Genomic DNA, 22,414 nt, shown 5'->3' with positions numbered 1-22,414 from the left:
AAGACCGCGCAATCTGCCTGGGGAGGACCAGCATGTTCGCCGATGACGTTCGACAGGGACTGTCCGCCACGCCGAGGCAGCTGAATCCGGCCTATTTCTACGATGCGCTGGGTTCCTGCCTGTTCGACGCCATCTGCCAGCTGCCCTTCTACAAGATCACCCGCACCGAACTCGCCATGCTCGACGCCCATGCCGGCGCGATCGTCGCCGGGCTGCCCGATCCCGCCTGCCTGATCGAACTGGGCTGCGGCAACGGTGAGAAGATCGCCCGTCTGGTCGCCGCTCTCGATCGCGCCGGGCGGCGCGCGACAGTCCATCTCGTCGATGTCTCGGCCAGCGCCCTGGAGCAGACCACGCACCGTCTGGCGCGCTGGCACGGCGTTTCGGTCACCGCGCACCGCTGCCGCTTCGAGGCCGGCCTCGCGCAGGCCATCGCGCAGTGCGGCGCGCGCGGCGCGGTGATGATCCTGTTCCTCGGTTCGAATATCGGCAATTTCGATCCGCCGGCAGCCGCGAGCTTCCTCGCCGGCATCCGCGCCGGCCTGCGCACCGGCGACAAGCTGCTGCTCGGCGTCGACCTGGTCCAGGCCGAGGCCGAACTGCTACTCGCCTACGACGATCCGGTCGGCGTCACCGCGGCGTTCAACAAGAACATCCTGCTGCGCATCAATCGCGAACTCGGGGGAAATTTCGAACTGAGCGCCTTCGATCATCGCGCGCTCTGGAATGCCGATGCCGGTCGCGTCGAAATGCATCTGCTGGCCAACCGGCGACAGGCAATCACCATCCCCGCCGCCGACTGCGCAGTCACCTTCGAAACCGGCGAGGGTATCTGGACCGAAAGTTCCTACAAGTACCGGCCGGAACAGGTCGCGGCACTTGCCGCCGCCGGCGGCTTCGCCTGCGAAACCCGGATTCTCGATGCCGAGCGCAGCTTCTCGCTGAACTGCCTGACCGCCTGAGCGGGCGGCGTCAGGCCGCCGGGCTGCCTTCCTTGAACATGGTTTTCAGCGTTTCACGCAGGGCCGGCGAGTCCTGATGCTGGTGGACCGCGACCGCGTGCTGCACTGCGGCCTCGAGCAGTTCCTTCTCGCTGTCGGCGGACAGCGCGACCGTGCACTTGGCATCGCTGGGGTAATCCCGGCAGTCAATGTATTTGCGTCCCATGATGTTCTCCTCGTGGGTCGATGCACCCGATACCACCACGCCACGGGAATCCCTGCCCAAACTTTCCGCGCGGGTGGAACGCTTCCTCCCGGCTGGCTTCCCGGTGAGCGGGGAACAGCCTTGTTGTCGCCTTGGACTCACCATTTTCTATGTTTCAGTATAGACGCCGGGCGTGCCGATTCCAGACGGCGGCCGCAGCAAGGCACCCCGTTGGCGACAAGCGGACGGGGCGCTGGTTTTTGGCCTTTTTCGGCCGTCGACCGCAGCGGTCACTCGGCGAGCGGCGCGAACTCGATCGGTACCCAGCTATAGCCCTTGGCCTCCTTGCGCACATGGCCGATGCCGGGGAAGGGCAGGTGCATGCCGCCGACCAGCAGCCGCTCCTTCGCCGCCCGGGCGAAGATCTTCTGGCGCGTCGCGACGGCGGCCTTGCGGTCGTTGTCGAACTCGATGGCGACCTGCGGGCGGGCGAACTGGACGGCGTGGTTATGAACCAGGTCGCCCCAGATCAGCAGCTTGTCGTCATCGCTGCCGATCAGATAGGCGCTGTGGCCCGGCGTGTGGCCGTTGGCGGCGACGCTTCGGTCAGTGCGAGGCGCCGAAAAAATCCGGCGATCGGTTGCGGGAGGCGTTGGGTCATCGGGTTCTCCAGGTGGGGGATGGGGGCGCCCGGCGTTGTGCGGACGCAGGCCGCAGTTTGCCATGCCGCCGTGGGTTGACAAATGGATATCGCTGCCGTCTCATGAGGGCGTTCGCTTCGCCGCTGCGATGGATGCCCTGCGCAGTGCTCTTCCGCCCTGGAGTTGCCGATGATTGCCCGATTTCCTTCCCGTGCCGCCTGGCGGCTGTTGCTTGCCGGTCTCGTTCTTCTCGGCAATGCCGGCTGGACCTTCGCCCAGCCGGCGGGCGGCCTGCCGCGGTCGCCAGACTATCGCGGCGAAATCCGGCGCGGGCCGGATGGACGTCTGGTCGCGGTGCCGGAACCGCCGGTCATCGAAACGGCGCCGGTGGAGCCGGCACCGCCGCCGGCAGCGGCGCCGTTGCATCCGCAGTCACCAGCACAGGCGGCGCCGGTACCCGCGGCGCCGAAGCCGGCAGTGCTGGTCGTCGGCCGCGGCGAGCGCATCGCGACGATCACCGAGGCGGCGCGCCAGGCGCGCGACGGCGACGTCATCGAGATCAAGTCCGGCGAGTACCGCGGCCAGCCGGCGGTGTGGACGCAGCGCGACATCACCATCCGCGGCATCGGCCGGCGGCCGGTGATGGTTGCCGACAACCAGCTGGCCGAGGACAAAGGCATCTGGGTCGTGCGCGGCGAACGGGTGCGCATCGAGAACATCGAATTCCGCGGCGCCCGGGTCTCCGACATGAACGGCGCCGGCATCCGCTTCGACCGCGGGAGCCTGACCGTCGTGCGCTGCGCCTTCTTCGACAACGAGATGGGCATCCTGACCGCCAATTCGCCCGAGCTGTCGCTACAGGTGGTCGATAGCGAGTTCGCCGACGCGCAACGGACGACCAACGATTTCCACCACCTGATCTACGTCGGCCGCATCGGCAAGTTCGTCCTGCGCGGCAGCCGCTTCCGCAACGGCTTCTACGGCCATCTCGTCAAGTCGCGTGCCCGCGAGAACCACCTGCTCTACAACGTGATCTTCGACGGTGCCCAGGGACATGCCTCCTACGAGGTCGATCTTCCCAACGGCGGGCTTGTCTACATGATCGGCAATGTCGTCGGGCAGGGGCCGGAAACGGAAAATCCGGCGATCATCGCCTACGGATCGGAAGGCCTGCACTGGTCGCAGAATGCCATCTACCTGGCCCACAACACGGTCATCAACGATGCGTCCCAAGGCAATTTCCTGGCCATCCGGAGCAACCGCGGCCCCAATGCCGTCGAGGTCTGGGCGCTCAACAACCTGGTCGTCGGCCCCGGCGACTTCCAGCGGCCGGCGCAGGGGCGCTTCGAGGGCAACCAGACGGCCCAGCGCAGCAGCCTGGTCGAACAGGAGGGCGTGCCGACGCGCCTGCCGCCGCAGTCGCCGCTACGCGGGACGGTGCGGCCGCCCGGCGAGGCTGGCAACGTCGCCCTGGCGCCGAGCGCGGAATTCGTCTTTCCAGTGGGCACCAAGGCGCTCAAGCTGCCCGCTCAGTTGGCGCCGGGGGCGTTTCAGTAGGGCGTGTTCCCCATCGCCTCGCCCATCCGGATGGCGCGCGTCGGCGACCAGTCCGGATTGAAGGCCAGCGTATCTTTCGGGAAGAGCATGACCACCGTGGAGCCGAGCAGGAAGCGGCCCATTTCCGCCCCTTTTTCGAGGTCGACCGCAGCAGGGCCATCGTAGCGCCATTCGCGGACCACGCCGGGGCGCGGCGGATTGACGACGCCGTGCCAGACGGTGGCCATGCTGCCGACGATGGTGGCGCCGACCAGAGTCAGCACGAAAGGCCCAAATTCGGATTCAAAGACGCACACCACGCGCTCGTTGCGCGCGAAGAGGCCGGGCACGCCGCGCGCCGTGGTCGGATTGACCGAGAACAGGGCGCCGGGCACGTAGATCATCCGCGTCAGCCGGCCGGCGCAGGGCATGTGGATGCGATGGTAGTCGCGCGGGCTGAGGTAAAGCGTCGCAAAGCTGCCGTTCTCGAAACGCTCGGCCAGCGACCGGTCGCCGCCGACCAGGGCGGTGGTCGAATAGCAGTGGCCCTTGGCCTGGAAGATCTGGTCGCGCTCGATGGCGCCGAACTGGCTGATCGCGCCGTCGACCGGGCACAGGAAATCGGCAGTGGCGAGCGGGCGGACGCCAGCCTTGAGCGGGCGCGTGAAGAATTCGTTGAAGCTCGCGTAGCCGGCGATGTCCGGGTTGGCCGCCTCGGCCATGTCGACGCCGTAGCGCCCGACGAACCAGCGGATGACGCTGGTGGTCAGGCCGCCCGCTTCGGCGCTGGCGAGCTTGCCGGCGAGGACGGTGAGCGCCTGTTTCGGCAGCAGGTATTGGGGCAGGACGGCGAGGCGATCGGACACGATAGGGTCGGGCGGAAAAATGGAGGCGCAATTATACGGGCTCGCCCGGCGCCGGGCTGCCTTCGGGTTCGCCGGCGGCAATCGCCGACCAGCGCGCCTTGCGCCATTTTTCCCGTTCGCCGTTGGCACAGAAGGTCCAGGCGACGAAGCGGCTCTGCTTCTGGCCCTGCGCCATCTGAACGACGCGCGACTCGACGACCTTGGCCTTCTTCAGCGCCACCTCGATGTGTTCGAGATTTTCGGCTTTCGATACCAGGCTGGTGAACCACAGCACCCGCTTGGGAATGCCGGCGCTCTGCTCGATCATGTTCTTGACGAAGGCGCGCTCGCCGCCGTTGCACCACAGTTCGGTGCCGCCGCCACCGAAGTTGAGGCGGGGCTGCGCCGCGCCCTTCCTGGCGCCGGGTTTGCCGAGATTGTTCCATTTGCGCTGACTGACGGCGAGGACGTCGTCCGGCGAATTGTGGAAGGGCGGGTTGCAGACGCTAAGTTCGAAGCTTTCGCCCGAGCGCAGCAGGCCGACGAAGATGTTGTCCCAGACCGGCTGGTGGCGCAGTTCGATGGCTGCGGTCGACGCCGGATTCTTGGCCAGAATGGACTGCGCATTGGCCAGCGCCGCGGCGTCGATATCGACGCCGAGAAAACGCCAGCCGTATTCGGCATGACCGATCAGCGGGTAGACCAGGTTGGCGCCGGTGCCGATGTCGAGCACGCGGACATTCGGCCCGGTCGGGACGACCTGCCGGTTGCAGCTGGCCAGCAGGTCGGCGACGTGGTGGATGTAGTCGGCGCGGCCGGGAATCGGCGGGCACAGGTAGCCGGCCGGAATCTCCCAGCCGCGCACGCCGTAATGCAGGGCGAGCAGCGCGCGGTTGAGTGCCCGAACGGCGGCCGGGTTGGCGAAATCGACGCTCGGCGCGCCGCCGGGCGTGCTGACCAGGTATTTGGCGAGCCCCGGCGCGACGGCCGTCAGCGCGGCAAAATCGTAGCCGGCGGCATTTTTGTTGCGCGGGTGGAGTCCGGGTTTCCGGGTGGGGGCCGTCATCTGCTGTCTTCCGGTCGTGAGCGAGGGGCGGAGTATCCCACGGATCGATTGTCGCGGGTCCGACAAAGTCCGGTTTGCCAAGTGATTGTTTCAACGCCGCTTTGTCCACCTTCCCGCTCGGCATGGAATTCGCTCGCTTCCCTGGAACAAACCATCAGGGAGTGGCATTCATGAAGCTGCAAATCGAGCGCGCGCACATCGAGGCGATGCTACAGGTCTTTCCGCGCCTGGCCTTCGTGCTGGAACAACTGCGCTTCGGCAACCGGGTCGAGCTTCCCTTCGGCCAGTTGAGCAACGAGGAACTCGATTTTCTGCGCGGCCTCTACGCCGCCGGCGGGCCGGAACTGCGCGCGCGCGGCGCGCAGATCGCCACGCTGCAGAAAGCGCTGCACGAAGGCGGCAAGCGCTTTGAGCCGGAGGAACTGGAAATGGCGGTGCCGGCCATCGCCCGTTACCTGGCCGAGGGGGCGTCGCGCGGCTGGCTGTTCTCGGCCGGCATCACCGGCAAGCCGCTGGCCTACGTGGTGACGCGGCTGGATTTCACGCCGCCGTCGGAGGAGGAAACCGGCAAGATCTTCCTCGAACTGAAGGCCAACGCCAGGGCGCGGCTGGCGACGGCGACCCTGCGCATCACCGGGCCGGACATCGCCGGGCGGACGATTCCGGAAATCCTGGCCACCAAGGGCTTCGTCAAGGAAACGCCGGAACTGCTCAAGAGCTACGACGAGGGCGCCGAACGCTATTTCGAGTGGCGGGCGCAGTACGGCGCGCAGTTTTCCGGCACCGGCGTCGGCTACTTCGCCGAGAACCCGACGGCGACGCACCGCGACACCGACTATTCGCGCAAGGACGTCATCATCCTGTCGTCGACCGGCAGCCCGGCGCGCCTGGTCAACGACGAGAGCATCCTCGGCGAGCGCGTGCTGGCGCTCGATGCGACCGGCGACATCCTGGCCAAGTTCGTCCGCCGCGTGGCGCGCAATTCACGGCTCTCCGGCAAGGAGGAGGCCGAGGTCGAGGCGGCCCACGAAAGCATCGGCAAAGGCCTGTTCACCGAACTGCCGGTGCATTTCTACATGCTGATGTTCCACCTCGACCTGCACCACTACGTCTGGGTGCACGTCGACGACATGGCGCCCTACGCCTACCAGCCGGAACTCAAGGACAAGCTGGTGCTGCCGCCCGAACAGACCGACCTGATCGACATCCTGACCGCCGAAATGGACGTCCTGATGGACGATGTGGTCGCCGGCAAGTCGGGTGGCACGACGGTGCTCTGCGCCGGGCCGGCCGGGGTCGGCAAGACGCTGACCGCGGAGGTGTACTCGGAGATCATCCGCCGGCCGCTTTACCGCGTGCATTCCGGGCAACTGGGGCTCAACGTCGCGGCGATGGAGACGGCGCTCAAGGAGGTGCTGACCCGCGCCCAGCGCTGGGGCGCGGTCATGCTGATCGACGAGGCCGACGTCTACATCAAGAAGCGCGACGACAACATCACGATGAACGCCGTCGTCGGTGTCTTCCTGCGCGTGCTCGAGTATTTCAACGGCCTCCTGTTCCTGACCACCAACCGCGTCGACGACATCGACGAGGCCATCGTCTCGCGCTGCATCGCGCTGATCCGCTTCCACCCGCCCAACCGCGATGACCGCCGGAAAATCTGGGGGGTGATGACGGCGCAGTTCGGTCTGGCCGTCGAACCCGAACTGCTGGAGCGGCTGCCCGTGATCTTCCCGGAAGCGACCGGCCGCGACATCAAGGGCCTGGCCAAGCTGGTGGCGAAATACTGCAACCAGAAACAGGTGCCGCCGACGGCGGAAGTGTTCCGCCGTTGTTCGATCTTCCGCGGGATGGAGGTGGCGACGGCTTAGGCGACGCTCTCCGCTTCCGGCAGCAGCGCGGCGACCACCGAGCCGCCGATGCCGTCTTCCGGGTCGAGGCGTAGCAATACTTCGAGGGCGTTCGCCGCCGCGGCGACGTTGCCGCGCCGCAGCTCGATGAAGGCATGGGCCTTGAGCGCGGCGAGCGCTGCGCCGGGGGCTGCGGTCCACTGCCGCCAGTCGGTCGAAATGCCGGCCTGGCGGGCGGCTTCGGCCAGCCAGTCGAGGCCGGTGATATGGGCTGCTTCGAACTGGCGCTTGCGGTTGTAATGCTTGAACAGGCAGCGGTAGGCCGGCAGGACGCTCGGGTCGTGGGCGATGGCGGCGCGGAATGCCGCCTCGGCCACAGCCGGATCGGTGAAGTGGGCAGCCGCGCCTCGCTGCAGCAGTATGTCGACGGCGGGCGGCAGGGCGCCGAAGTCGAGCTTGTCGTCGTTGTCGAAGTCCATTCTGGAGTATTTTGTAGTCGGGTTGGGGAAGCGCCATGGTACGGAATCAGGCGCTATTTGTCCCTATATTTTGTAAGGTTATTTTGAGGAAGAAGCCCATGTTTCTGGCAATGAACCGGCTCAGGATCGCGCCCGGCAAGGAGGATGCATTCATCGAGCACTGGCGCAAGCGCAACAGCTATCTCGACAAGGTGCCGGGCTTCGTCAGCTTCAACCTGCTGCGCGCCGAGAGCAACGACGAGTACACGCTGTTCGCCTCGCACACGGTCTGGGCATCCGAACAAGCCTTCGCCGACTGGACGCAGTCGGAAGCCTTCCGCAAGGCACACATGGCGGCCGGCCAGTCGCCGCGCGATTTCTACCTCGGCCCGCCGCAACTGGAGTTGTTCGAGGCGGTGCTGTAGCGGACAGTCGTTTCGGATCGAATCCCGGGAAAGAGACGCTTCGCGGGCGGCGGGTGCGAACCTTCCGCGCCGGGGGCTGTTCCAATGGTCGGGTCCGGTGATGCAGGTGCCGTCCGCCCTGATTTATCGCTGTGAAGGCACGCATGATGCTTCACATTGGCGTAAAATCCTGCGCTCAGCCATGCTTGTGAACACAGAACAGGGCCCGGCTGCTTTCCTGAAGGATGACGATGAAGCGTGTGGACGATTTCCGCTTGCGGTTGGGCAAGCACGAGCTGGTTCCGATCATGATCGGTGGCATGGGGGTGGATATTTCCACCGCCGACCTGGCGCTCGAAGCTGCTCGTCTGGGAGGGGTTGGTCACATCTCCGACGCGATGATCAATACCGTCGCCGACCGCCGCTACGACACCAAGCACGTCAAGGAAAAGCTCGCGCTCTACAAGTACAACGTGCATAACGAGGACAAGTCGTCGGTCAAGTTCGACCTCGGTCGCCTCGTCGAGGCGACCCGCCTGCATGTCGAGGCGACGATGCGCCGCAAGCAGGGCGACGGGCTCGTCTTCATCAACTGCATGGAAAAGCTGACCATGAACGCGCCGAAGGAGACGCTCAAGGTTCGCATGTCGGCGGCGCTCGACGCCGGCATCGATGGCATCACGCTGGCGGCCGGCCTGCACCTCGGCTCCTTCGCGCTGATCGAGGACCATCCGCGCTTCCGCGATGCCAAGCTGGGTATCATCGTTTCGTCCGTGCGCGCCCTGCAGTTGTTCCTCAAGAAAAGCGCCCGTACCGGTCGGCTGCCCGACTATGTCGTCGTCGAGGGCCCGCTGGCCGGCGGCCACCTCGGCTTCGGGATGGACTGGGCGCAGTACGACCTGGCGACCATCGTCGCCGAGGTGCTGACCTACCTGAAGGGCGAGAACCTCGACATCCCGGTGATTCCCGCCGGCGGCATCTTCACCGGCAGCGACGCGGCCGGCTTCCTCGATGCCGGAGCCGGGGCCGTCCAGGTGGCGACGCGCTTCACCGTCACCGAGGAGTGCGGACTCCCGGCCGAGGTCAAGCAGGAATACTTCAAGGCCAACGAGGACGACATCGTGGTCAACGAAATTTCGCCGACCGGCTATCCGATGCGCATGATCCGCAGCAGCCCGGGCATCGGCGACGGCATCCGCCCGAACTGCGAAGCCTACGGCTACCTGCTCGACGCCAATGGCAAGTGCTCCTACGTCACCTCCTACAACCGCGAGGTGGCGGCGCATCCCGGCGCGCGCAAGGTCCAGGTCTGGGACAAGACCTGCCTGTGCACCCACATGCGCAATTTCGATATCTGGACCTGCGGGCAGATGACCTGGCGTCTGAAGGACACCACGCTTCGGCTGGCCGATGGCAGCTACCAGATGCTGTCCGCCGAACACGTCTTCCACGATTACCAGTTCAGCACCGACAACAAGGTGGCACTCCCGGCTGCCGCGACAGTCTAAAAGCCATTGATCCGGGCGGCTCAGGCGAAGTGGCGGTTGCCCCGCTGGATTGCTGTTGCGGGCGAGAAGATGGGGGTTGATATGACGAAAATGAAGCGCTGGGTTTCCCTTGTCTGTGTATCCATGTCGCTGTTGTTCGCCGTGCCGGCGCATGCGCAGCAGGTACTGGGGGCCAACGACCAGCCGATTCACGATGCCGCGCGTGTCGGCAATGGCCAGGAGGTTGGCGCCATTCTGAAGGCGCAGCCTGCGGCGCGGGATGCGAGAACCGCCCAGGGGTCGACGCCGCTGCATCTGGCGGCCACCAACCCGGACATCACGGCCCTCAAAGTGCTGATTGCCGCCGGTGCCGACCCGAACGCCAGGGATGGAGAAGGTGCGACGCCGCTGCACATGGCGGCTTACACGCAGAATGCCAGGCATGCGCAGCTGTTGCTCGAAGCCGGCGCCGATCCCTATGCCAAGACCAACGCCGGGCGCGACCCGACTTCGATGGCGCGCAAGGTCATGGCCAACGAGGCGGCCGGCGTCATTTCCCTTTGGATATTGAAGGGCTGCCAGGCCGGCAAACCCTGCTGACCGCAGCTTGCTTCCGGCATGACGAAGCGGTGGTGGGCGGCTGAATTTCGATGAATATCGAACTGATCGGCATAATCGTTGTCTTCTTGGTTATAGCGATCATTGTCATAAAGGCGCAATAGCCCTGTGGCATGGTTGCAAGACAGGACCAATCGGGCGACTATTGCGGTACCTAAAAAACCACAAAGGAGACAAACATGCCAAACAGACTCATTAGCGACATCATTGCCGGACGCCCTCTGGTTTCCGGTTCGAGCGACATGACCGTCCGCGCGGCTTGCCGGCTGATGGCGGAAAAGAAGATCGGCGCCTTGCTGATTGTCGACCGCAGCCAGATCGCAGGCATATTTACCGAGCGCGACGCCCTGAACAAGGTGCTGGCCGGTGGCCTCGATCCGGATGCGACGCAAGTCGCCCAGGTGATGGTCGGGAATCCGCAAACGATTCGCGAGGACAAGCCGCTGGGCTATGCCCTCCAGTTCATGGTCGATGGCGGTTTCCGCCATGTGCCGGTGGTCGATGCCAGCGGCGCGCCGCTGGGCATGGTGTCGGCCCGCGATGCGCTCGGCCAGGACATGGTCCAGCTCGAGCGCGACCTGCAGTTCCGGGAGCATCTCGAAGAAAATATCGCCTAGCGATCCCTTGGGTTCCAGCCAAAGCGCGCCAGTGTCGCGGCGAATTCGCCGGACACTGGCGCTTTTATTTCCAGCCGGCGGCCGCTGATCGGGTGGTCGAAGCCAAGCTGCGTACAGGCCAGCAACAGCCGGTGGCACGACAGGTGCTCGGCGAAATAGCGGTTATGGCGCCCCTTGCCGTAGGTCGCATCGCCGATGATCGGGTGGGCGATATGTTTCAGGTGGCGGCGCAGCTGATGCCGACGGCCGCTCAGCGGCGTCAGTTCGAGCAGGGCGTAACGGCTGCTCGGGTAGCGGTCGACCGTTACCGGCAGCTCGATTTCGGCCAGCTTGCGAAAACGGGTCAGTGCCGGCTGGGCTTCCATGCTGCTGCGCTCGTCACGAAATTCGTAGGGGTCGCGCTGGCGGCGGAGGGGATGGTCGATCGTCCCGGTGGCCGGCGGGTGTCCGCGCACGACGGCCCAGTAGCGTTTGTCCACCGTTCCGGCCTCGAATTGCCGGCCGAGCAGGCTGGCGATTCCGGGGTTCAGTCCGAACAGCAGGACGCCCGAGGTGCCGCGGTCTAGGCGATGCGCCGGCCAGACGCGCTGGCCGATCTGGTCGCGCAGGATCTGGATGGCGAAGCGTGTTTCGTGGCGGTCGATTTCCGAACGATGGACAAGCAGGTTCGGCGGCTTGTCGATGACGACGATATATTCGTCGCGGTAGAGGATGGTCAGCGGTGCTTCGTTCTGCCGTTCGCTGCGGTCGACCACGTTTTCAGGCAAAAAACCGTTCCCTTGCCACATCCGGAAGTTCCATGCCGGTCACTTGGGCGCGGTCGAGCAGTTCCCAGTAGTAGCGGTAGGAGGCACGGTCGTGCAGCTTGCCGTCGTGCTGGATCGGCCCCCAGTCCCTGTCCTGGGCGGCGATCAGGATTTCGGCGGCGGTCCGGACTTCGGAAAAATCGGGACGCATGGCCTCGACGATCGGCACGATCTGGTTCGGGTGGATGCTCCACATGCGCAGGTAGCCGAATTCCTTGCGGGCGCGCAGGGCGTCGTTGCGGATGTAGTCGATGTCCTTCAGTTCGGTCGTCACGTTGTGCGAGGGAACGACTCCGCAGGCCAGCGCCGCGGCGCTGATTTCGCACTTGGCGCGGGCGACCAGCGGGTGTTCGAACTGGCCCGGGCTTTTCATCGCCGAGCCGGGAATGGCGCCGTGGTGGCCGGAAACGAAATCCATGAGGCCGAAATCCAGGCTCTCGACGCCGGGCAGGGCGGCGATGTCCCAGACCTCGCGCAGCGCGCCGTGGGTTTCGATCAGTACATGGACGGGAATCCTGCGGTCGACGCCGAAATTCTGCTCGATTTCGCGCAGCGCCTCGATCTGCACCTGAACGTCGCCGGCGCTGCAGGGCTTGGGCAGGGTGATGAAGGGCAGGCGGCTGCCGGCGCGGCCGACCAGAATCTCCATGTCCTGCTGCCAGTGGGCGTGGGTGACGTCATGCACGCGGGCGCCGACCCGGTTGAACAGGTTGTCGTCGCTCATGATCACGGCGGCCGCCATCTCGGCATGTTCGCGCTCGGCACCGGCATGGGCGCCATCCTCGCAGTCACAGGTGATGTCGAAGATCGGCCCGAGTTCCTTCTGCAACTGCAGGGCCTTGCGCATCAGCTTTTCGGAACCGGCGTAATGGTCGACCGCAGGCAGGACGGGGAAGGGCTTTTCGCCGGCAAAGAGAACCGCTTTCGGATGGCGCATGTTGGTCGTTGGTTACGGGTTATTAGTTGCGAGCAAAAAGAAAAGGCCGCGGTATTCTACCGCGGCCCCTGGCTTTGCTAGCAGCTAGTGACTAGCAACCAACAGCTGTTACAGCATGTCCTTGACCGCTTCGGCTTCGTCGGTCAGTTCCTTCAGGGTGATGTTGATCTTTTCCTGGCTGTAGGCGTCGATTTCCAGACCCTGGATGATCTTGAAGGAGCCGCCCTTGCACTCGCACGGGAAACCGAACACGATGCCCTTCGGAATGCCGTAGGAGCCGTCGGACGGGACGCCCATCGTGACCCATTCGTCGGAACCCAGCACCCAGTCGCGGATGTGGTCGATGGCGGCGTTGGCAGCGGAGGCAGCGGAAGACAGGCCGCGGGCTTCGATGATGGCGGCGCCGCGCTTGCCGACGGTCGGCAGGAAGACGTCGTTGTTCCAGACGGCATCATTGACCAGGGCCTTGACGCTGTCGCCGTTGGAGGTGCAGTAGCGGTAGTCGGCGTACATCGTCGGCGAGTGGTTGCCCCAGACGACCAGTTTCTTCAGGGAAGAAACTTCGCGGCCGGTCTTGGTGGCCAGTTGCGACAGGGCGCGGTTGTGGTCCAGGCGCAGCATGCCGTGGTAGTTGTTCGGGTTGGTGCGGCCAACCTTCCTGGCGGCGGCGGCGGCGATGTAGGCGTTGGTGTTGCAGGGGTTGCCGACGACCAGAACCTTGACGTCCTCCTTGGCGTTCTCGGCGATGGCCTTGCCCTGGACGGTGAAGATGGCACCGTTGGCGGTCAGCAGGTCGGCACGTTCCATGCCCTTGGTGCGCGGACGGGCGCCGACCAGCAGGCAGACGTCGGCATCCTTGAAGGCGACGTTCGGGTCATCGGTGGCGACCATGCCGGCGAGCAGCGGGAAGGCACAGTCTTCCAGTTCCATCATGACGCCCTTGACGGCCTGCTGAGCCTGCGGCAGGTCGAGCAACTGGAGGATGACCGGCTGGTCTTTGCCGAGCATTTCGCCGGAGGCAATGCGGAACAGCAGGCTATAACCGATCTGGCCGGCGGCGCCGGTGACGGCAACGCGCATGGGGGCTTTGGACATGTATCGCTCCTGTATGAAACAGCGTGGTTGAAATTGTTCGATTCAACTCGAATGCCGGCCCTGGTCACACACCTGGAGGGGGCGGGCACGAGAACTGAAGATGTTAGAAGTTCGCCGTGCGACTGTCAATTCATCATGTGTCTTATATAAGACAACTTTTCGTGGACGGTCCGCCTGAAATGTGCTGAAATTTCCGGCCATGAACCGTGACCCCGCACGTCCGTCCTTTCGCGTCGCTTCGCCGACGTTCAGCCCGCTGTACCGCCAGATCAAGGACTTCATGATCCGCAGTCTGGAGGCTGGCGAGTGGGGGCCGGGCGACGCCATTCCCAGCGAGGGGGAGCTTGCCGCGCGCTTCAACGTCAGTCAGGGTACGGTGCGCAAGGCGATCGACGAAATGGCGGCGGAAAACCTGCTGATCCGGCGCCAGGGCAAGGGAACCTTCGTGGCGAGCCACGACGACCCGCGTTCCTTCTACCGTTTTCTCCGCCTGGTGCCCGACGATGGCAACGCTGCGCATGCAGTCAGCGTGCCGCTTTCGTGCTCGACCCGGGAGGCCGGTCCCGAGGTTGCTGCTGCGCTCAGGATCAAGGTCGGCGATCCGGCGATCTATGTCGAGCGCCTGCTGCGCTTCAACGGCGAGGCGGTGGTTTTCGACCAGATTCACCTGGTCAGCGAACTGTTCGCCGGCCTGACGCTCGACAGCCTCAGCGGCGGCGACCGCTCCCTCTACAGCGTCTTTGAAAACGATTACGGCGTGCGCATGATCCATGCCGAAGAACACCTCCGTGCCGTGGCTGCGGACCCGTACAGCGCCGGGCTTCTTGCCGTTTCCCCCGGGGCGCCGCTGCTGCTGGTGGAGCGCACGGCATACACGTATGGCAACAAACCGGTCGAATGGCGACGCGGCCTGTATTGCACGAACCGGCACTATTACCGGAACGATCTTGGCTAACATGAATAGTGCTTTGTTACTATCCCGGAAAACACGTAGCATGCCGTGTTTCACCTGATTTTGAATGTATAATTACCGTTCTTTTCAAACCACGTAAAAGCGGAAAAACCGCACCTTTTCGCGAGGGATGACGTTCATGGCAGAAATGACCATCAAGAAACGTCCAAAAAATTTGGACTTGACCACAATCCGGTTGCCTTTGCCGGGAAAAGTATCAATCCTTCATCGCGTCAGCGGGGTTGGCTTGTTCCTTTGTTTCCCCCTGCTGCTCTGGCTTTTCTCGGCTAGTCTGAATTCAGCTGAAAGCTTCGCCACCTTCAAGGCGGTGTTTGCCACCCTTCCGGCCAAGGTGATTCTGGCGGGATTGATCTGGGCCTTCGTTCATCATTTTTGCGCCGGTATCCGTTTTCTCCTGCTCGACCTGCATGTCGGCATCGAAAAGGAGGCGGCGCGCAAATCGGCTGCCGTGGTGTTCGCGGTCAGCATTCCGCTGACCCTGATTCTCTGGGGGATTCTGCTGTGATCAACCGTATCGTCGTAGGTGCTCATTACGGCCTCAAGGACTGGATCGCCCAGCGTGCGACCGCCGTCATCATGGCGGTTTATTCGGTGCTGATCGCAGCGGTGCTGCTGGTCGTTCGTCCCGGAACCTTCGAGGCATGGCAGGGGATTTTTGCCAACGGCATCATCAAGTTCCTGACCTTCCTGTTCTTCGTCAGCCTGTTCTACCACGCCTGGATCGGCGTGCGTGACATCTGGATGGATTACGTCAAGCCGGTCGGCCTGCGCCTGACCCTGCACGTGCTGACCATTACCGCGCTGGTGGGCTACACCGCGTGGGCTGCTGCGATTCTCTGGAGGCTGTAAGCGTGAGTATTCCCGTTCTGAAGTTCGACGCAGTCATCGTCGGTGCCGGTGGCGCCGGTCTGCGTTCCGCGATCCAATTGTCCGAGGCCGGTCTGAAGACGGCCGTACTCTCCAAGGTCTTCCCGACCCGTTCCCACACCGTCGCCGCCCAGGGTGGCGTTGCTGCGTCGCTCGGCAACTCCGAGGAAGATCACTGGCACTGGCACATGTACGATACCGTCAAGGGTTCCGACTGGCTCGGCGACCAGGACGCGATCGAGTTCATGGTGCGCAAGGCCAACGAGTGCGTCGTCGAGCTCGAGCACTACGGCATGCCCTTCGACCGTACCGACAACGGCAAGATCTACCAGCGTCCGTTCGGCGGCCACATGTCCAACTTCGGCGAGAAGCCGGTGCGTCGCTCCTGTGCCGCTGCCGACCGTACCGGTCACGCCATGCTGCACGCCATGTACCAGCGCAACGTCAAGGCCAACACCCAGTTCTTCGTCGAATGGATGGCGCTCGACCTGATCCGCGACGAGGCGGGCCACGTCGTCGGCGTCACCGCGATGGAAATGGAAACCGGCCAGGTCGTCATCTTCCATACCCGTGCCACCATTTTCGCGACCGGCGGCGCCGGCCGCATCTTCTACTCGTCGACCAACGCCTTCATCAACACCGGTGACGGCCTGGGTATGGCGGCGCGTGCCGGCATCCCGCTGGAAGACATGGAATTCTGGCAGTTCCATCCGACCGGCGTCGCCGGTGCCGGTGTGCTGATTACCGAAGGCGTGCGTGGCGAGGGCGGCATCCTGCGTAACAGCAGCAAGGAACGTTTCATGGAACGCTATGCGCCGAACGCCAAGGACCTGGCGTCGCGCGACGTGGTTTCCCGCGCCATGACGACCGAAATCAACGAAGGCCGTGGCTGTGGCGTCAACAAGGACTACGTCCTGCTCGACATCACCCACCTCGACCCGAACACCATCATGAAGCGCCTGCCGGGCATTCGCGAAATCGGCCTGCAGTTCGCCGGCGTCGATTGCATCAAGGAACCGCTGCCGGTCGTGCCGACCTGCCACTACCAGATGGGCGGTATTCCGACGCATTACTCCGGTCGTGTCGTCACGCCGCAAAACGGCGATCCCAACACCATCGTCCCGGGTTTCTACGCTGCCGGCGAATGCGCCTGCGCCTCGGTGCACGGCGCCAACCGCCTGGGTACCAACTCGCTGCTCGACCTGCTGGTCTTCGGCAAGTCGGCCGGCGATTCCGCCGTGGAAGACCTCAAGGCTGGCAAGGCGCATCGCGAATTGCCGAAGGATGCCGCCGAGAAGTCGCTGGCCCGTATCTCCGCCATCGACAACCGCAAGGGCGGTGCCAACGTTCACGAAACCCGTCTGGCCATGCAGCGCACGATGCAGAACCACGCCGGCGTGTTCCGTTTCGGCGACCTGCTGAAGAGCGGCGTCGACAAGATTCTGGAAGTCGAGAAGGCGGCACGCCAGCTCGAGATCAAGGACAAGTCGATGGCCTGGAACACGGCGCGTACCGAAGCCCTCGAAATGGAAAACCTGATCGAGGTCGCCAAGGCCACCATGCTCTCCGCCGAGGCCCGCAAGGAATCCCGCGGTGCTCACGTCCGCGACGATGCGCCGGATACCCCGGAATTCCCGAATGGTCGTAACGACAAGGAATGGCTGAAGCACACGCTGTTCAACCCGGTCGACAACACCATCAGTTACAAGCCGGTGAACATGCAGCCGCTGACCGTCGAAACCATCGCGCTGAAGACGCGCTCGTACTAATCGGAGAAGAACATGAGCAAACGCATGGTTCAATTCAGCATCTACCGTTACGATCCGGACAAGGATGACGCGCCCTACATGCAGGACATCTCGGTCGAACTCGAGCCGACCGATCGCAAGCTGCTGGATGCGCTGACCAAGCTGAAGGCGAAGGACGACACCCTGTCCTATCGTCGTTCCTGCCGCGAAGGCGTCTGCGGTTCCGACGCCATGAACATCAACGGCAAGAACGGCCTGGCCTGCCTGACCGATATCGACGAACTGAAGCAGCCGATCGTCCTGCGTCCGCTGCCGGGCCTGCCGGTCATCCGCGACCTGATCGTCGACATGACCCAGTTCTTCAAGCAGTACCACTCGATCAAGCCCTACCTGATCAACAACGATCCGCCGCCGGAGCGCGAGCGCCTGCAGTCGCCGGAGGACCGCGAGGAGCTGAACGGCCTCTACGAGTGCATCCTGTGCGCCTGCTGTTCGACGTCCTGCCCGTCGTTCTGGTGGAACCCGGACAAGTTCGTCGGCCCGGCCGGCCTGCTGGCTGCCTACCGCTTCATTGCCGACACGCGCGACCAGGCGACCAACGAGCGCCTCGACAACCTCGAGGATCCGTACCGCCTGTTCCGTTGCCACACCATCATGAACTGCGTTGACGTGTGCCCGAAGGGTCTCAACCCGACCAAGGCGATCGGCAAGATCAAGGACATGATGGTCCGTCGTGCCGTCTGATGGAGCGTCCCGACTACGAACGCCTGCGTTGGCGCTGCATCCGGCGCGCGCTTCTCGAACTCGATATCACGTTGACGCGTTTTCTCGATGACGGATTCGACAAGCTGAACGAAGCGCAACAGCAGGCGTTTGTGGAACTTGCCGACATGGAGGATTACGATCTCTGGGATCTGCTGACCGGCAAGGAGGAGACCGATGATCCCCGGCTGGCGCCGATCGTGGCCATGCTACGTAAGAGTTAAGTAAGGTTGGCATTTTAACTTCCAAATGTTGACCGCTTTTTTTTGCAGTGCAGTGACAACCAACACCTGACAAGGGAAGACACCATGACGACCGAACGCAAGGCAACTCTGACAATCGATGGGATGGCACCTGTCGATTTCCCGATCATGACCCCGACGCATGGCAACGACTGCGTCGATATCCGTACGCTGGGTGCCAAGACCGGTTTGTTCACCTACGACTCCGGTTTCCTCTCGACCGCCAGCTGCAAGTCGAAGATCACCTTCATCGACGGAGATGTCGGTCAGCTGTTGTACCGTGGCTACCCGATCGAGCAACTGGCCGAGAACTGCAACTTCCTGGAAGTCACCTATCTCCTGAAGAATGGCGAGCTGCCGAACGCCAAGCAGAAGGCCGATTTCGAAAGCACCATCAAGAAGCACACCATGGTGCACGAGCAACTGTCCAAGTTCTACTCCGGCTTCCGTCGTGATGCTCACCCGATGGCCGTCATGACCGGTGTCGTCGGCGCGCTCTCCGCGTTCTACCACGACGCGATGGACTTCTCCGACGTCGAACACCGCAACGTCAGCTTCAATCGCCTCGTCGCCAAGCTGCCGACCATCGTCGCGATGGCCTACAAGTACAACACCGGCATGCCGTTCATGTACCCGGACAACGATCTGGACTACACCGCCAACTTCATGCGTATGATGTTCGGCAACCCGTGCGAAAAATATGTCCCGAACCCGGTGCTGGTCAATGCGCTGGATGTCATCTTCACGCTGCACGCCGACCACGAACAGAACGCCTCGACCTCCACGGTGCGTCTGGCCGGTTCGTCCGGTGCCAACCCGTTCGCCTGCATCGCCGCCGGTATCGCCTGTCTGTGGGGCCCGGCGCACGGTGGTGCCAACGAGGCCTGTCTGCAGATGCTGGAACAGATCGGTGACGTCTCCCGCGTCGGCGAGTACATCAACCGCGCCAAGGACAAGAACGATTCCTTCAAGCTGATGGGCTTCGGTCACCGCGTCTACAAGAACTTCGACCCGCGCGCCAAGCTGATGCGCAAGGTCTGCGGCGACGTTCTCCAGGAACTCGGTCTGCAGAACGACCGCCTGTTCAAGCTGGCGATGGAACTGGAAAAGATCGCCCTGGAAGATCCGTACTTCGTCGAGAAGAAGCTGTACCCAAACGTCGACTTCTACTCCGGCATCGTCCAGAAGGCGATCGGCATCCCGACCGAGATGTTCACCTGCATCTTCGCGCTGGCCCGTACGGTCGGCTGGATGACGCAGTGGGAAGAAATGATCACCGATCCGGAATACAAGATCGGCCGCCCGCGTCAGCTCTACATCGGCGCCGCCAAGCGCGACGTCGTGCCGCTTGCCCAACGCGGCTGATCGACAGAATCGGGCGGCCGCTTGGCCGCCCTTTTTTTACTTGCGGAGGGATGGAGCTCCGCAACCCGCAGCCGCAGAGAAAGAAAACACCCTCAAGGGGACGCCTATGACTACGATGAATCAATTGTTCGACAGCACCATGTTCTTCGGCGGCAACGCGCCGTTTGTCGAAGAGCTGTACGAAAACTACCTGCATGACCCCACTTCCGTGCCCGCGGAGTGGCGTGACTACTTCGACCGCCTGGCGCAGATGCCGGGTTACGTTGCGCGCGATGTCGCGCATGCGCCGGTGATCGCCGCATTTGCGGAATTGGCGAAGGACGGCGGTTTCCGTCCGTCGGCGCCGGCTTCCGCTTCTGCCGAGCACAAAAAGCAATCCGCCGTGGGCCAGCTGGTCACCGCCTATCGCGCGCTGGGCACCCGCTGGGCCGACCTCGACCCGCTCAAGCGTCTGGCTCGCCCGAAGATCGACGAGTTGGAGCCCTCGTTCTATGGGTTCACCGACGGCGACCTGAACCAGACTTTCAGTGTCGGCTCGCTGAAGGGGCTGCCGGACACCGCGAAGCTCGGCGATATCCTGGAAACGCTGAAGCAGACGTACTGCGGCACCGTCGGCGTCGAGTACATGTACATGACGGACTATAACGAGAAGCGCTGGCTGCAGGAGCGTCTCGAAAGCATCCGCTCGCGCCCGTCGTACTCCGCCGACCAGAAAAAGCGCATTCTGGAGCGGTTGACCGCAGCCGAGACGCTGGAACGTTACCTGCACACCAAATATGTCGGCCAGAAGCGCTTCTCGCTCGAAGGCGGCGAATCGCTGATCGTCGCCATGGACGAGGCGATCCGCGTCGGCGGCAAGCTCGGCGTCGATGAAGTCGTCATCGGCATGGCGCACCGCGGCCGCCTGAACGTCCTGGTCAACACGCTGGGCAAGGCGCCGTCGATGCTGTTTGCCGAATTTGAAGGCAAGAAGAAGAGCGATCTTTCCGCTGGTGACGTCAAGTACCACATGGGCTTCTCGTCCGACGTCTCCACCCCGGGCGGTCCCTGCCACCTGACCCTGGCGTTCAACCCGTCGCACCTCGAGATCGTCAATCCGGTCGTCGAGGGCTCGGTCTATGCCCGCCAGCTGCGCCGCGGCGCCGAAGGCAAATCCAAGGTCCTGCCGGTCATCATCCATGGCGACTCGGCGGTCGCCGGCCAGGGCGTCAACCAGGAAATGCTCAACTTCGCGCAGACCCGCGGCTACGGCACCGGCGGCACGCTGCACATCATCGTGAACAACCAGATCGGCTTCACGACCAGCGACCCGCGCGACTACCGTTCGGGCCACTATTGCACCGATATCTTCAAGATGGTCGATGCGCCGATCTTCCACGTCAATGGCGACGATCCGGAAGCCGTCTCGCTGGTGACCCAGCTGGCCGTCGAGTATCGCCAGCAGTTCCAGAAGGACGTCGTGGTGGACATCATCTGCTTCCGCAAGCTCGGCCACAACGAGCAGGACGAGCCGATGGTCACCCAGCCGCTGATGTACAAGATCGTCAGCAAGCATCCGGGCACCCGCAAGGTGTATGGCGACCGGCTGATCGCTGAGGGCATTCTTGCGGCCGACGGTCCCGACCAGATGATCGCCGAGTACCGCGCCCACCTCGACAAGGGCGAGTTGCTCTATAACCCGGTGCTGGCCGGCTACAAGCATCCGAACACCATCGACTGGACGCCGTTCCTGACCAAGAACTACATCGAGAATTGCAACACCACGGTGCCGGTCAAGGAACTGCAGCGTCTGGCGAAGCGTCTGACGACCTTGCCGGAAGGGTTCACGCTGCACTCCCGAGTCAAGAAGATCGTCGAAGATCGCGCTGCGATGGGCGAGGGCAAGCTGCCGGTCGACTGGGGCATGGCCGAGAATCTGGCGTATGCCTCCGTGCTGGTTTCCGGTTACGGCGTGCGCATCTCCGGCGAGGACGTCGGACGCGGCACCTTCTTCCATCGCCACGCAGCGTTCCATGACCAGAAGCGTGAGAGCTGGGACGAGGGCACCTATCACCCGCTGAAGAACCTGCAGGAAAAGCAGGCCGGTTTCCAGTGCTACGACTCGGTCCTCTCCGAGGAGGCGGTGCTCGCCTTCGACTACGGCTACGCCTCGGCCAACCCGTACGAACTGGTGATCTGGGAGGGTCAGTTCGGCGACTTCGCCAACGGCGCCCAGGTCGTCATCGACCAGTTCATCGCCTCGGGCGAAGCGAAGTGGGGCCGTGCCTGCGGCCTCGTGATGCTGCTGCCGCATGGCTACGAGGGCCAGGGTCCGGAACACTCCTCGGCCCGTCTCGAACGCTACATGCAGTTGTGCGCCGAAATGAACATGGAGGTCTGCGTGCCGACCACGGCCGCCCAGGTCTTCCACATGCTGCGTCGCCAGGCGCTGCGCAGCCAGCGCAAGCCGCTGATCGTCATGTCGCCGAAATCGCTGCTGCGCCACAAGGATGCGACCTCTCCGCTGGAAGATCTGGCGAACGGTTCCTTCCAGCCGGTGATCGGCGAAGTCGACCAGGTCGACGCCAAGAAGGTGACTCGCGTCGTGCTGTGTTCCGGCAAGGTCTATTACGACCTGCTGGCCGCCCGCCGCGAGAAGAAGATCGCGAACATCGCCATCGTCCGCATCGAGCAGCTCTACCCCTTCCCCAAGAGCCATCTGGAGAAGGAACTGGCCAAGTATCCCAAGGCGACCGAAATCGTCTGGTGCCAGGAAGAGCCGCGCAACCAGGGCGCCTGGTACTGGATCGCTTCGCGTCATCACCTCGACACCCAGCTGGGCAGCAAGCAGAAGATGCTGCTGGTGTCGCGTCCGGCGTCCTCGTCGCCGGCGGTCGGGTATCTGGCCAAGCACAACGAGCAACAAAAGGCACTGATCGAGTCCGCGCTGGGCAAGATCGAGTACTGATAAC

General features: G+C 63.7%; 23 protein-coding genes. 15 read left to right on the top strand and 8 right to left on the bottom strand.

Annotated features, from left to right (window positions below):
* Positions 1–32: 32 nt before the first annotated feature.
* A complete protein-coding gene (egtD, locus tag GH660_RS00330) occupies positions 33–962 on the top strand; it encodes an L-histidine N(alpha)-methyltransferase (RefSeq protein ID WP_153144591.1) in 930 nt (309 codons plus the stop codon).
* A 10-nt stretch (positions 963–972) separates the two neighbouring features.
* Here egtD and GH660_RS00325 read toward each other — a convergent pair whose 3' ends face one another.
* Both GH660_RS00325 and GH660_RS00320 read right to left on the bottom strand, forming a co-directional pair.
* The gene (locus GH660_RS00325) at positions 973–1,167 is read right to left on the bottom strand and encodes a DUF1059 domain-containing protein (protein ID WP_153144590.1); all 195 of its coding nucleotides are present in this window, start codon (positions 1,165–1,167) and stop codon (positions 973–975) included.
* Positions 1,168–1,436: 269 nt separating this feature from the next.
* Positions 1,437–1,871 carry an MBL fold metallo-hydrolase gene (locus tag GH660_RS00320; protein ID WP_153144589.1) on the bottom strand — a complete coding sequence of 145 codons (435 nt, stop codon included), beginning with the start codon at positions 1,869–1,871 and terminating at the stop codon, positions 1,437–1,439.
* A gap of 105 nt (positions 1,872–1,976) precedes the next feature.
* Here GH660_RS00320 and GH660_RS00315 point away from each other — a divergent pair, with 105 nt between their 5' ends.
* Entirely contained in the window at positions 1,977–3,344 is a 1,368-nt protein-coding gene (locus GH660_RS00315) for a hypothetical protein (protein ID WP_153144588.1), read from the top strand.
* On the opposite strand, the gene asd is transcribed toward GH660_RS00315, so the two are convergent.
* Both asd and rlmF read right to left on the bottom strand, forming a co-directional pair.
* Positions 3,338–4,189 carry an archaetidylserine decarboxylase gene (gene asd, locus GH660_RS00310; RefSeq protein ID WP_153144587.1) on the bottom strand — a complete coding sequence of 284 codons (852 nt, stop codon included), beginning with the start codon at positions 4,187–4,189 and terminating at the stop codon, positions 3,338–3,340. The two genes, GH660_RS00315 and asd, sit on opposite strands and share 7 nt — an antisense overlap.
* A 31-nt stretch (positions 4,190–4,220) precedes the next feature.
* Positions 4,221–5,234 carry a 23S rRNA (adenine(1618)-N(6))-methyltransferase RlmF gene (rlmF, locus tag GH660_RS00305; RefSeq protein ID WP_153144586.1) on the bottom strand — a complete coding sequence of 338 codons (1,014 nt, stop codon included), beginning with the start codon at positions 5,232–5,234 and terminating at the stop codon, positions 4,221–4,223.
* 170 nt (positions 5,235–5,404) lie between these two features.
* Between rlmF and GH660_RS00300 the strand changes: the two genes are divergently transcribed.
* Positions 5,405–7,105, top strand: a complete 1,701-nt coding sequence (locus GH660_RS00300) for an ATP-binding protein (RefSeq protein WP_153144585.1) — start codon at positions 5,405–5,407, stop codon at positions 7,103–7,105.
* Here GH660_RS00300 and GH660_RS00295 read toward each other — a convergent pair.
* Positions 7,102–7,563: a hypothetical protein gene (locus GH660_RS00295; RefSeq protein ID WP_153144584.1), complete on the bottom strand. Its 462-nt coding sequence runs from the start codon at positions 7,561–7,563 to the stop codon at positions 7,102–7,104. The two genes, GH660_RS00300 and GH660_RS00295, sit on opposite strands and share 4 nt — an antisense overlap.
* Positions 7,564–7,661: 98 nt before the next feature.
* Here GH660_RS00295 and GH660_RS00290 point away from each other — a divergent pair, with 98 nt between their 5' ends.
* The 4 genes from GH660_RS00290 (at position 7,662) to GH660_RS00275 (ending at position 10,668) form a co-directional block, all read left to right on the top strand.
* Entirely contained in the window at positions 7,662–7,967 is a 306-nt protein-coding gene (locus GH660_RS00290; protein WP_153144583.1) for an antibiotic biosynthesis monooxygenase, read from the top strand.
* 230 nt (positions 7,968–8,197) lie between these two features.
* Entirely contained in the window at positions 8,198–9,454 is a 1,257-nt protein-coding gene (locus GH660_RS00285) for a nitronate monooxygenase (RefSeq protein ID WP_153144582.1), read from the top strand.
* A gap of 81 nt (positions 9,455–9,535) precedes the next feature.
* Positions 9,536–10,033 carry an ankyrin repeat domain-containing protein gene (locus GH660_RS00280; RefSeq protein ID WP_153144581.1) on the top strand — a complete coding sequence of 166 codons (498 nt, stop codon included), beginning with the start codon at positions 9,536–9,538 and terminating at the stop codon, positions 10,031–10,033.
* Positions 10,034–10,230: 197 nt separating this feature from the next.
* Positions 10,231–10,668 (top strand): cyclic nucleotide-binding/CBS domain-containing protein, encoded by a 438-nt coding sequence (locus GH660_RS00275; protein WP_153144580.1) that lies wholly within the window; start codon positions 10,231–10,233, stop codon positions 10,666–10,668.
* Here GH660_RS00275 and GH660_RS00270 read toward each other — a convergent pair.
* From GH660_RS00270 to GH660_RS00260, 3 genes are all read right to left on the bottom strand, one after another.
* Positions 10,665–11,435, bottom strand: a complete 771-nt coding sequence (locus GH660_RS00270; protein WP_228276297.1) for a tRNA pseudouridine(65) synthase TruC — start codon at positions 11,433–11,435, stop codon at positions 10,665–10,667. The two genes, GH660_RS00275 and GH660_RS00270, sit on opposite strands and share 4 nt — an antisense overlap.
* Entirely contained in the window at positions 11,428–12,411 is a 984-nt protein-coding gene (locus tag GH660_RS00265; protein WP_153144578.1) for a CoA ester lyase, read from the bottom strand. The genes GH660_RS00270 and GH660_RS00265 overlap by 8 nt, the downstream gene beginning before the upstream one ends.
* 108 nt (positions 12,412–12,519) lie before the next feature.
* A complete protein-coding gene (locus GH660_RS00260; protein WP_153144577.1) occupies positions 12,520–13,506 on the bottom strand; it encodes a malate dehydrogenase in 987 nt (328 codons plus the stop codon).
* A 199-nt stretch (positions 13,507–13,705) separates the two neighbouring features.
* On the opposite strand from GH660_RS00260, the gene GH660_RS00255 reads away from it, so the two are divergent.
* The 8 genes from GH660_RS00255 (at position 13,706) to GH660_RS00220 (ending at position 22,410) form a co-directional block, all read left to right on the top strand.
* Entirely contained in the window at positions 13,706–14,461 is a 756-nt protein-coding gene (locus tag GH660_RS00255) for a GntR family transcriptional regulator (RefSeq protein WP_153144576.1), read from the top strand.
* 136 nt (positions 14,462–14,597) lie between these two features.
* The gene (sdhC, locus tag GH660_RS00250; protein WP_153144575.1) at positions 14,598–14,984 is read left to right on the top strand and encodes a succinate dehydrogenase, cytochrome b556 subunit; all 387 of its coding nucleotides are present in this window, start codon (positions 14,598–14,600) and stop codon (positions 14,982–14,984) included.
* A complete protein-coding gene (gene sdhD / locus GH660_RS00245; protein WP_153144574.1) occupies positions 14,981–15,328 on the top strand; it encodes a succinate dehydrogenase, hydrophobic membrane anchor protein in 348 nt (115 codons plus the stop codon). The genes sdhC and sdhD overlap by 4 nt, the downstream gene beginning before the upstream one ends.
* Before the next feature lie 2 nt (positions 15,329–15,330).
* A complete protein-coding gene (gene sdhA / locus GH660_RS00240) occupies positions 15,331–17,115 on the top strand; it encodes a succinate dehydrogenase flavoprotein subunit (RefSeq protein ID WP_153144573.1) in 1,785 nt (594 codons plus the stop codon).
* A 12-nt stretch (positions 17,116–17,127) separates the two neighbouring features.
* A complete protein-coding gene (locus GH660_RS00235; protein ID WP_153144572.1) occupies positions 17,128–17,838 on the top strand; it encodes a succinate dehydrogenase iron-sulfur subunit in 711 nt (236 codons plus the stop codon).
* Positions 17,838–18,080, top strand: coding sequence for a succinate dehydrogenase assembly factor 2 (locus GH660_RS00230; RefSeq protein WP_153144571.1), 243 nt, complete (start codon positions 17,838–17,840; stop codon positions 18,078–18,080). The genes GH660_RS00235 and GH660_RS00230 overlap by 1 nt, the downstream gene beginning before the upstream one ends.
* Before the next feature lie 84 nt (positions 18,081–18,164).
* Complete coding sequence (gene gltA, locus GH660_RS00225) at positions 18,165–19,463, top strand: citrate synthase (RefSeq protein WP_153144570.1); 1,299 nt, start codon at positions 18,165–18,167, stop codon at positions 19,461–19,463.
* Positions 19,464–19,569: 106 nt separating this feature from the next.
* Positions 19,570–22,410 carry a 2-oxoglutarate dehydrogenase E1 component gene (locus tag GH660_RS00220; RefSeq protein WP_153144569.1) on the top strand — a complete coding sequence of 947 codons (2,841 nt, stop codon included), beginning with the start codon at positions 19,570–19,572 and terminating at the stop codon, positions 22,408–22,410.
* Positions 22,411–22,414: the final 4 nt, after the last annotated feature.

Source organism: Dechloromonas sp. H13 (assembly GCF_009469615.1).
Classification (GTDB): Bacteria; Pseudomonadota; Gammaproteobacteria; order Burkholderiales; family Rhodocyclaceae; genus Azonexus.
This window is presented reverse-complemented; position numbering and strand designations above follow the sequence as displayed.

Bases quoted from the DNA above. Each gene is read 5' to 3' on its own strand.
- rlmF (WP_153144586.1), bottom strand. From the start codon at position 5,234: ATGACGGCCCCCACCCGGAAACCCGGACTCCACCCGCGCAACAAAAAT.
- GH660_RS00260 (WP_153144577.1), bottom strand. From the start codon at position 13,506: ATGTCCAAAGCCCCCATGCGCGTTGCCGTCACCGGCGCCGCCGGCCAG.
- GH660_RS00315 (WP_153144588.1), top strand. From the start codon at position 1,977: ATGATTGCCCGATTTCCTTCCCGTGCCGCCTGGCGGCTGTTGCTTGCC.
- GH660_RS00255 (WP_153144576.1), top strand. From the start codon at position 13,706: ATGAACCGTGACCCCGCACGTCCGTCCTTTCGCGTCGCTTCGCCGACG.
- GH660_RS00275 (WP_153144580.1), top strand. From the start codon at position 10,231: ATGCCAAACAGACTCATTAGCGACATCATTGCCGGACGCCCTCTGGTT.
- GH660_RS00280 (WP_153144581.1), top strand. From the start codon at position 9,536: ATGACGAAAATGAAGCGCTGGGTTTCCCTTGTCTGTGTATCCATGTCG.
- GH660_RS00220 (WP_153144569.1), top strand. From the start codon at position 19,570: ATGACTACGATGAATCAATTGTTCGACAGCACCATGTTCTTCGGCGGC.
- GH660_RS00265 (WP_153144578.1), bottom strand. From the start codon at position 12,411: ATGCGCCATCCGAAAGCGGTTCTCTTTGCCGGCGAAAAGCCCTTCCCC.
- GH660_RS00235 (WP_153144572.1), top strand. From the start codon at position 17,128: ATGAGCAAACGCATGGTTCAATTCAGCATCTACCGTTACGATCCGGAC.
- GH660_RS00285 (WP_153144582.1), top strand. From the start codon at position 8,198: ATGAAGCGTGTGGACGATTTCCGCTTGCGGTTGGGCAAGCACGAGCTG.
- GH660_RS00320 (WP_153144589.1), bottom strand. From the start codon at position 1,871: ATGGCAAACTGCGGCCTGCGTCCGCACAACGCCGGGCGCCCCCATCCC.
- gltA (WP_153144570.1), top strand. From the start codon at position 18,165: ATGACGACCGAACGCAAGGCAACTCTGACAATCGATGGGATGGCACCT.
- GH660_RS00300 (WP_153144585.1), top strand. From the start codon at position 5,405: ATGAAGCTGCAAATCGAGCGCGCGCACATCGAGGCGATGCTACAGGTC.
- GH660_RS00325 (WP_153144590.1), bottom strand. From the start codon at position 1,167: ATGGGACGCAAATACATTGACTGCCGGGATTACCCCAGCGATGCCAAG.
- GH660_RS00290 (WP_153144583.1), top strand. From the start codon at position 7,662: ATGTTTCTGGCAATGAACCGGCTCAGGATCGCGCCCGGCAAGGAGGAT.
- sdhC (WP_153144575.1), top strand. From the start codon at position 14,598: ATGGCAGAAATGACCATCAAGAAACGTCCAAAAAATTTGGACTTGACC.
- GH660_RS00230 (WP_153144571.1), top strand. From the start codon at position 17,838: ATGGAGCGTCCCGACTACGAACGCCTGCGTTGGCGCTGCATCCGGCGC.
- egtD (WP_153144591.1), top strand. From the start codon at position 33: ATGTTCGCCGATGACGTTCGACAGGGACTGTCCGCCACGCCGAGGCAG.
- GH660_RS00295 (WP_153144584.1), bottom strand. From the start codon at position 7,563: ATGGACTTCGACAACGACGACAAGCTCGACTTCGGCGCCCTGCCGCCC.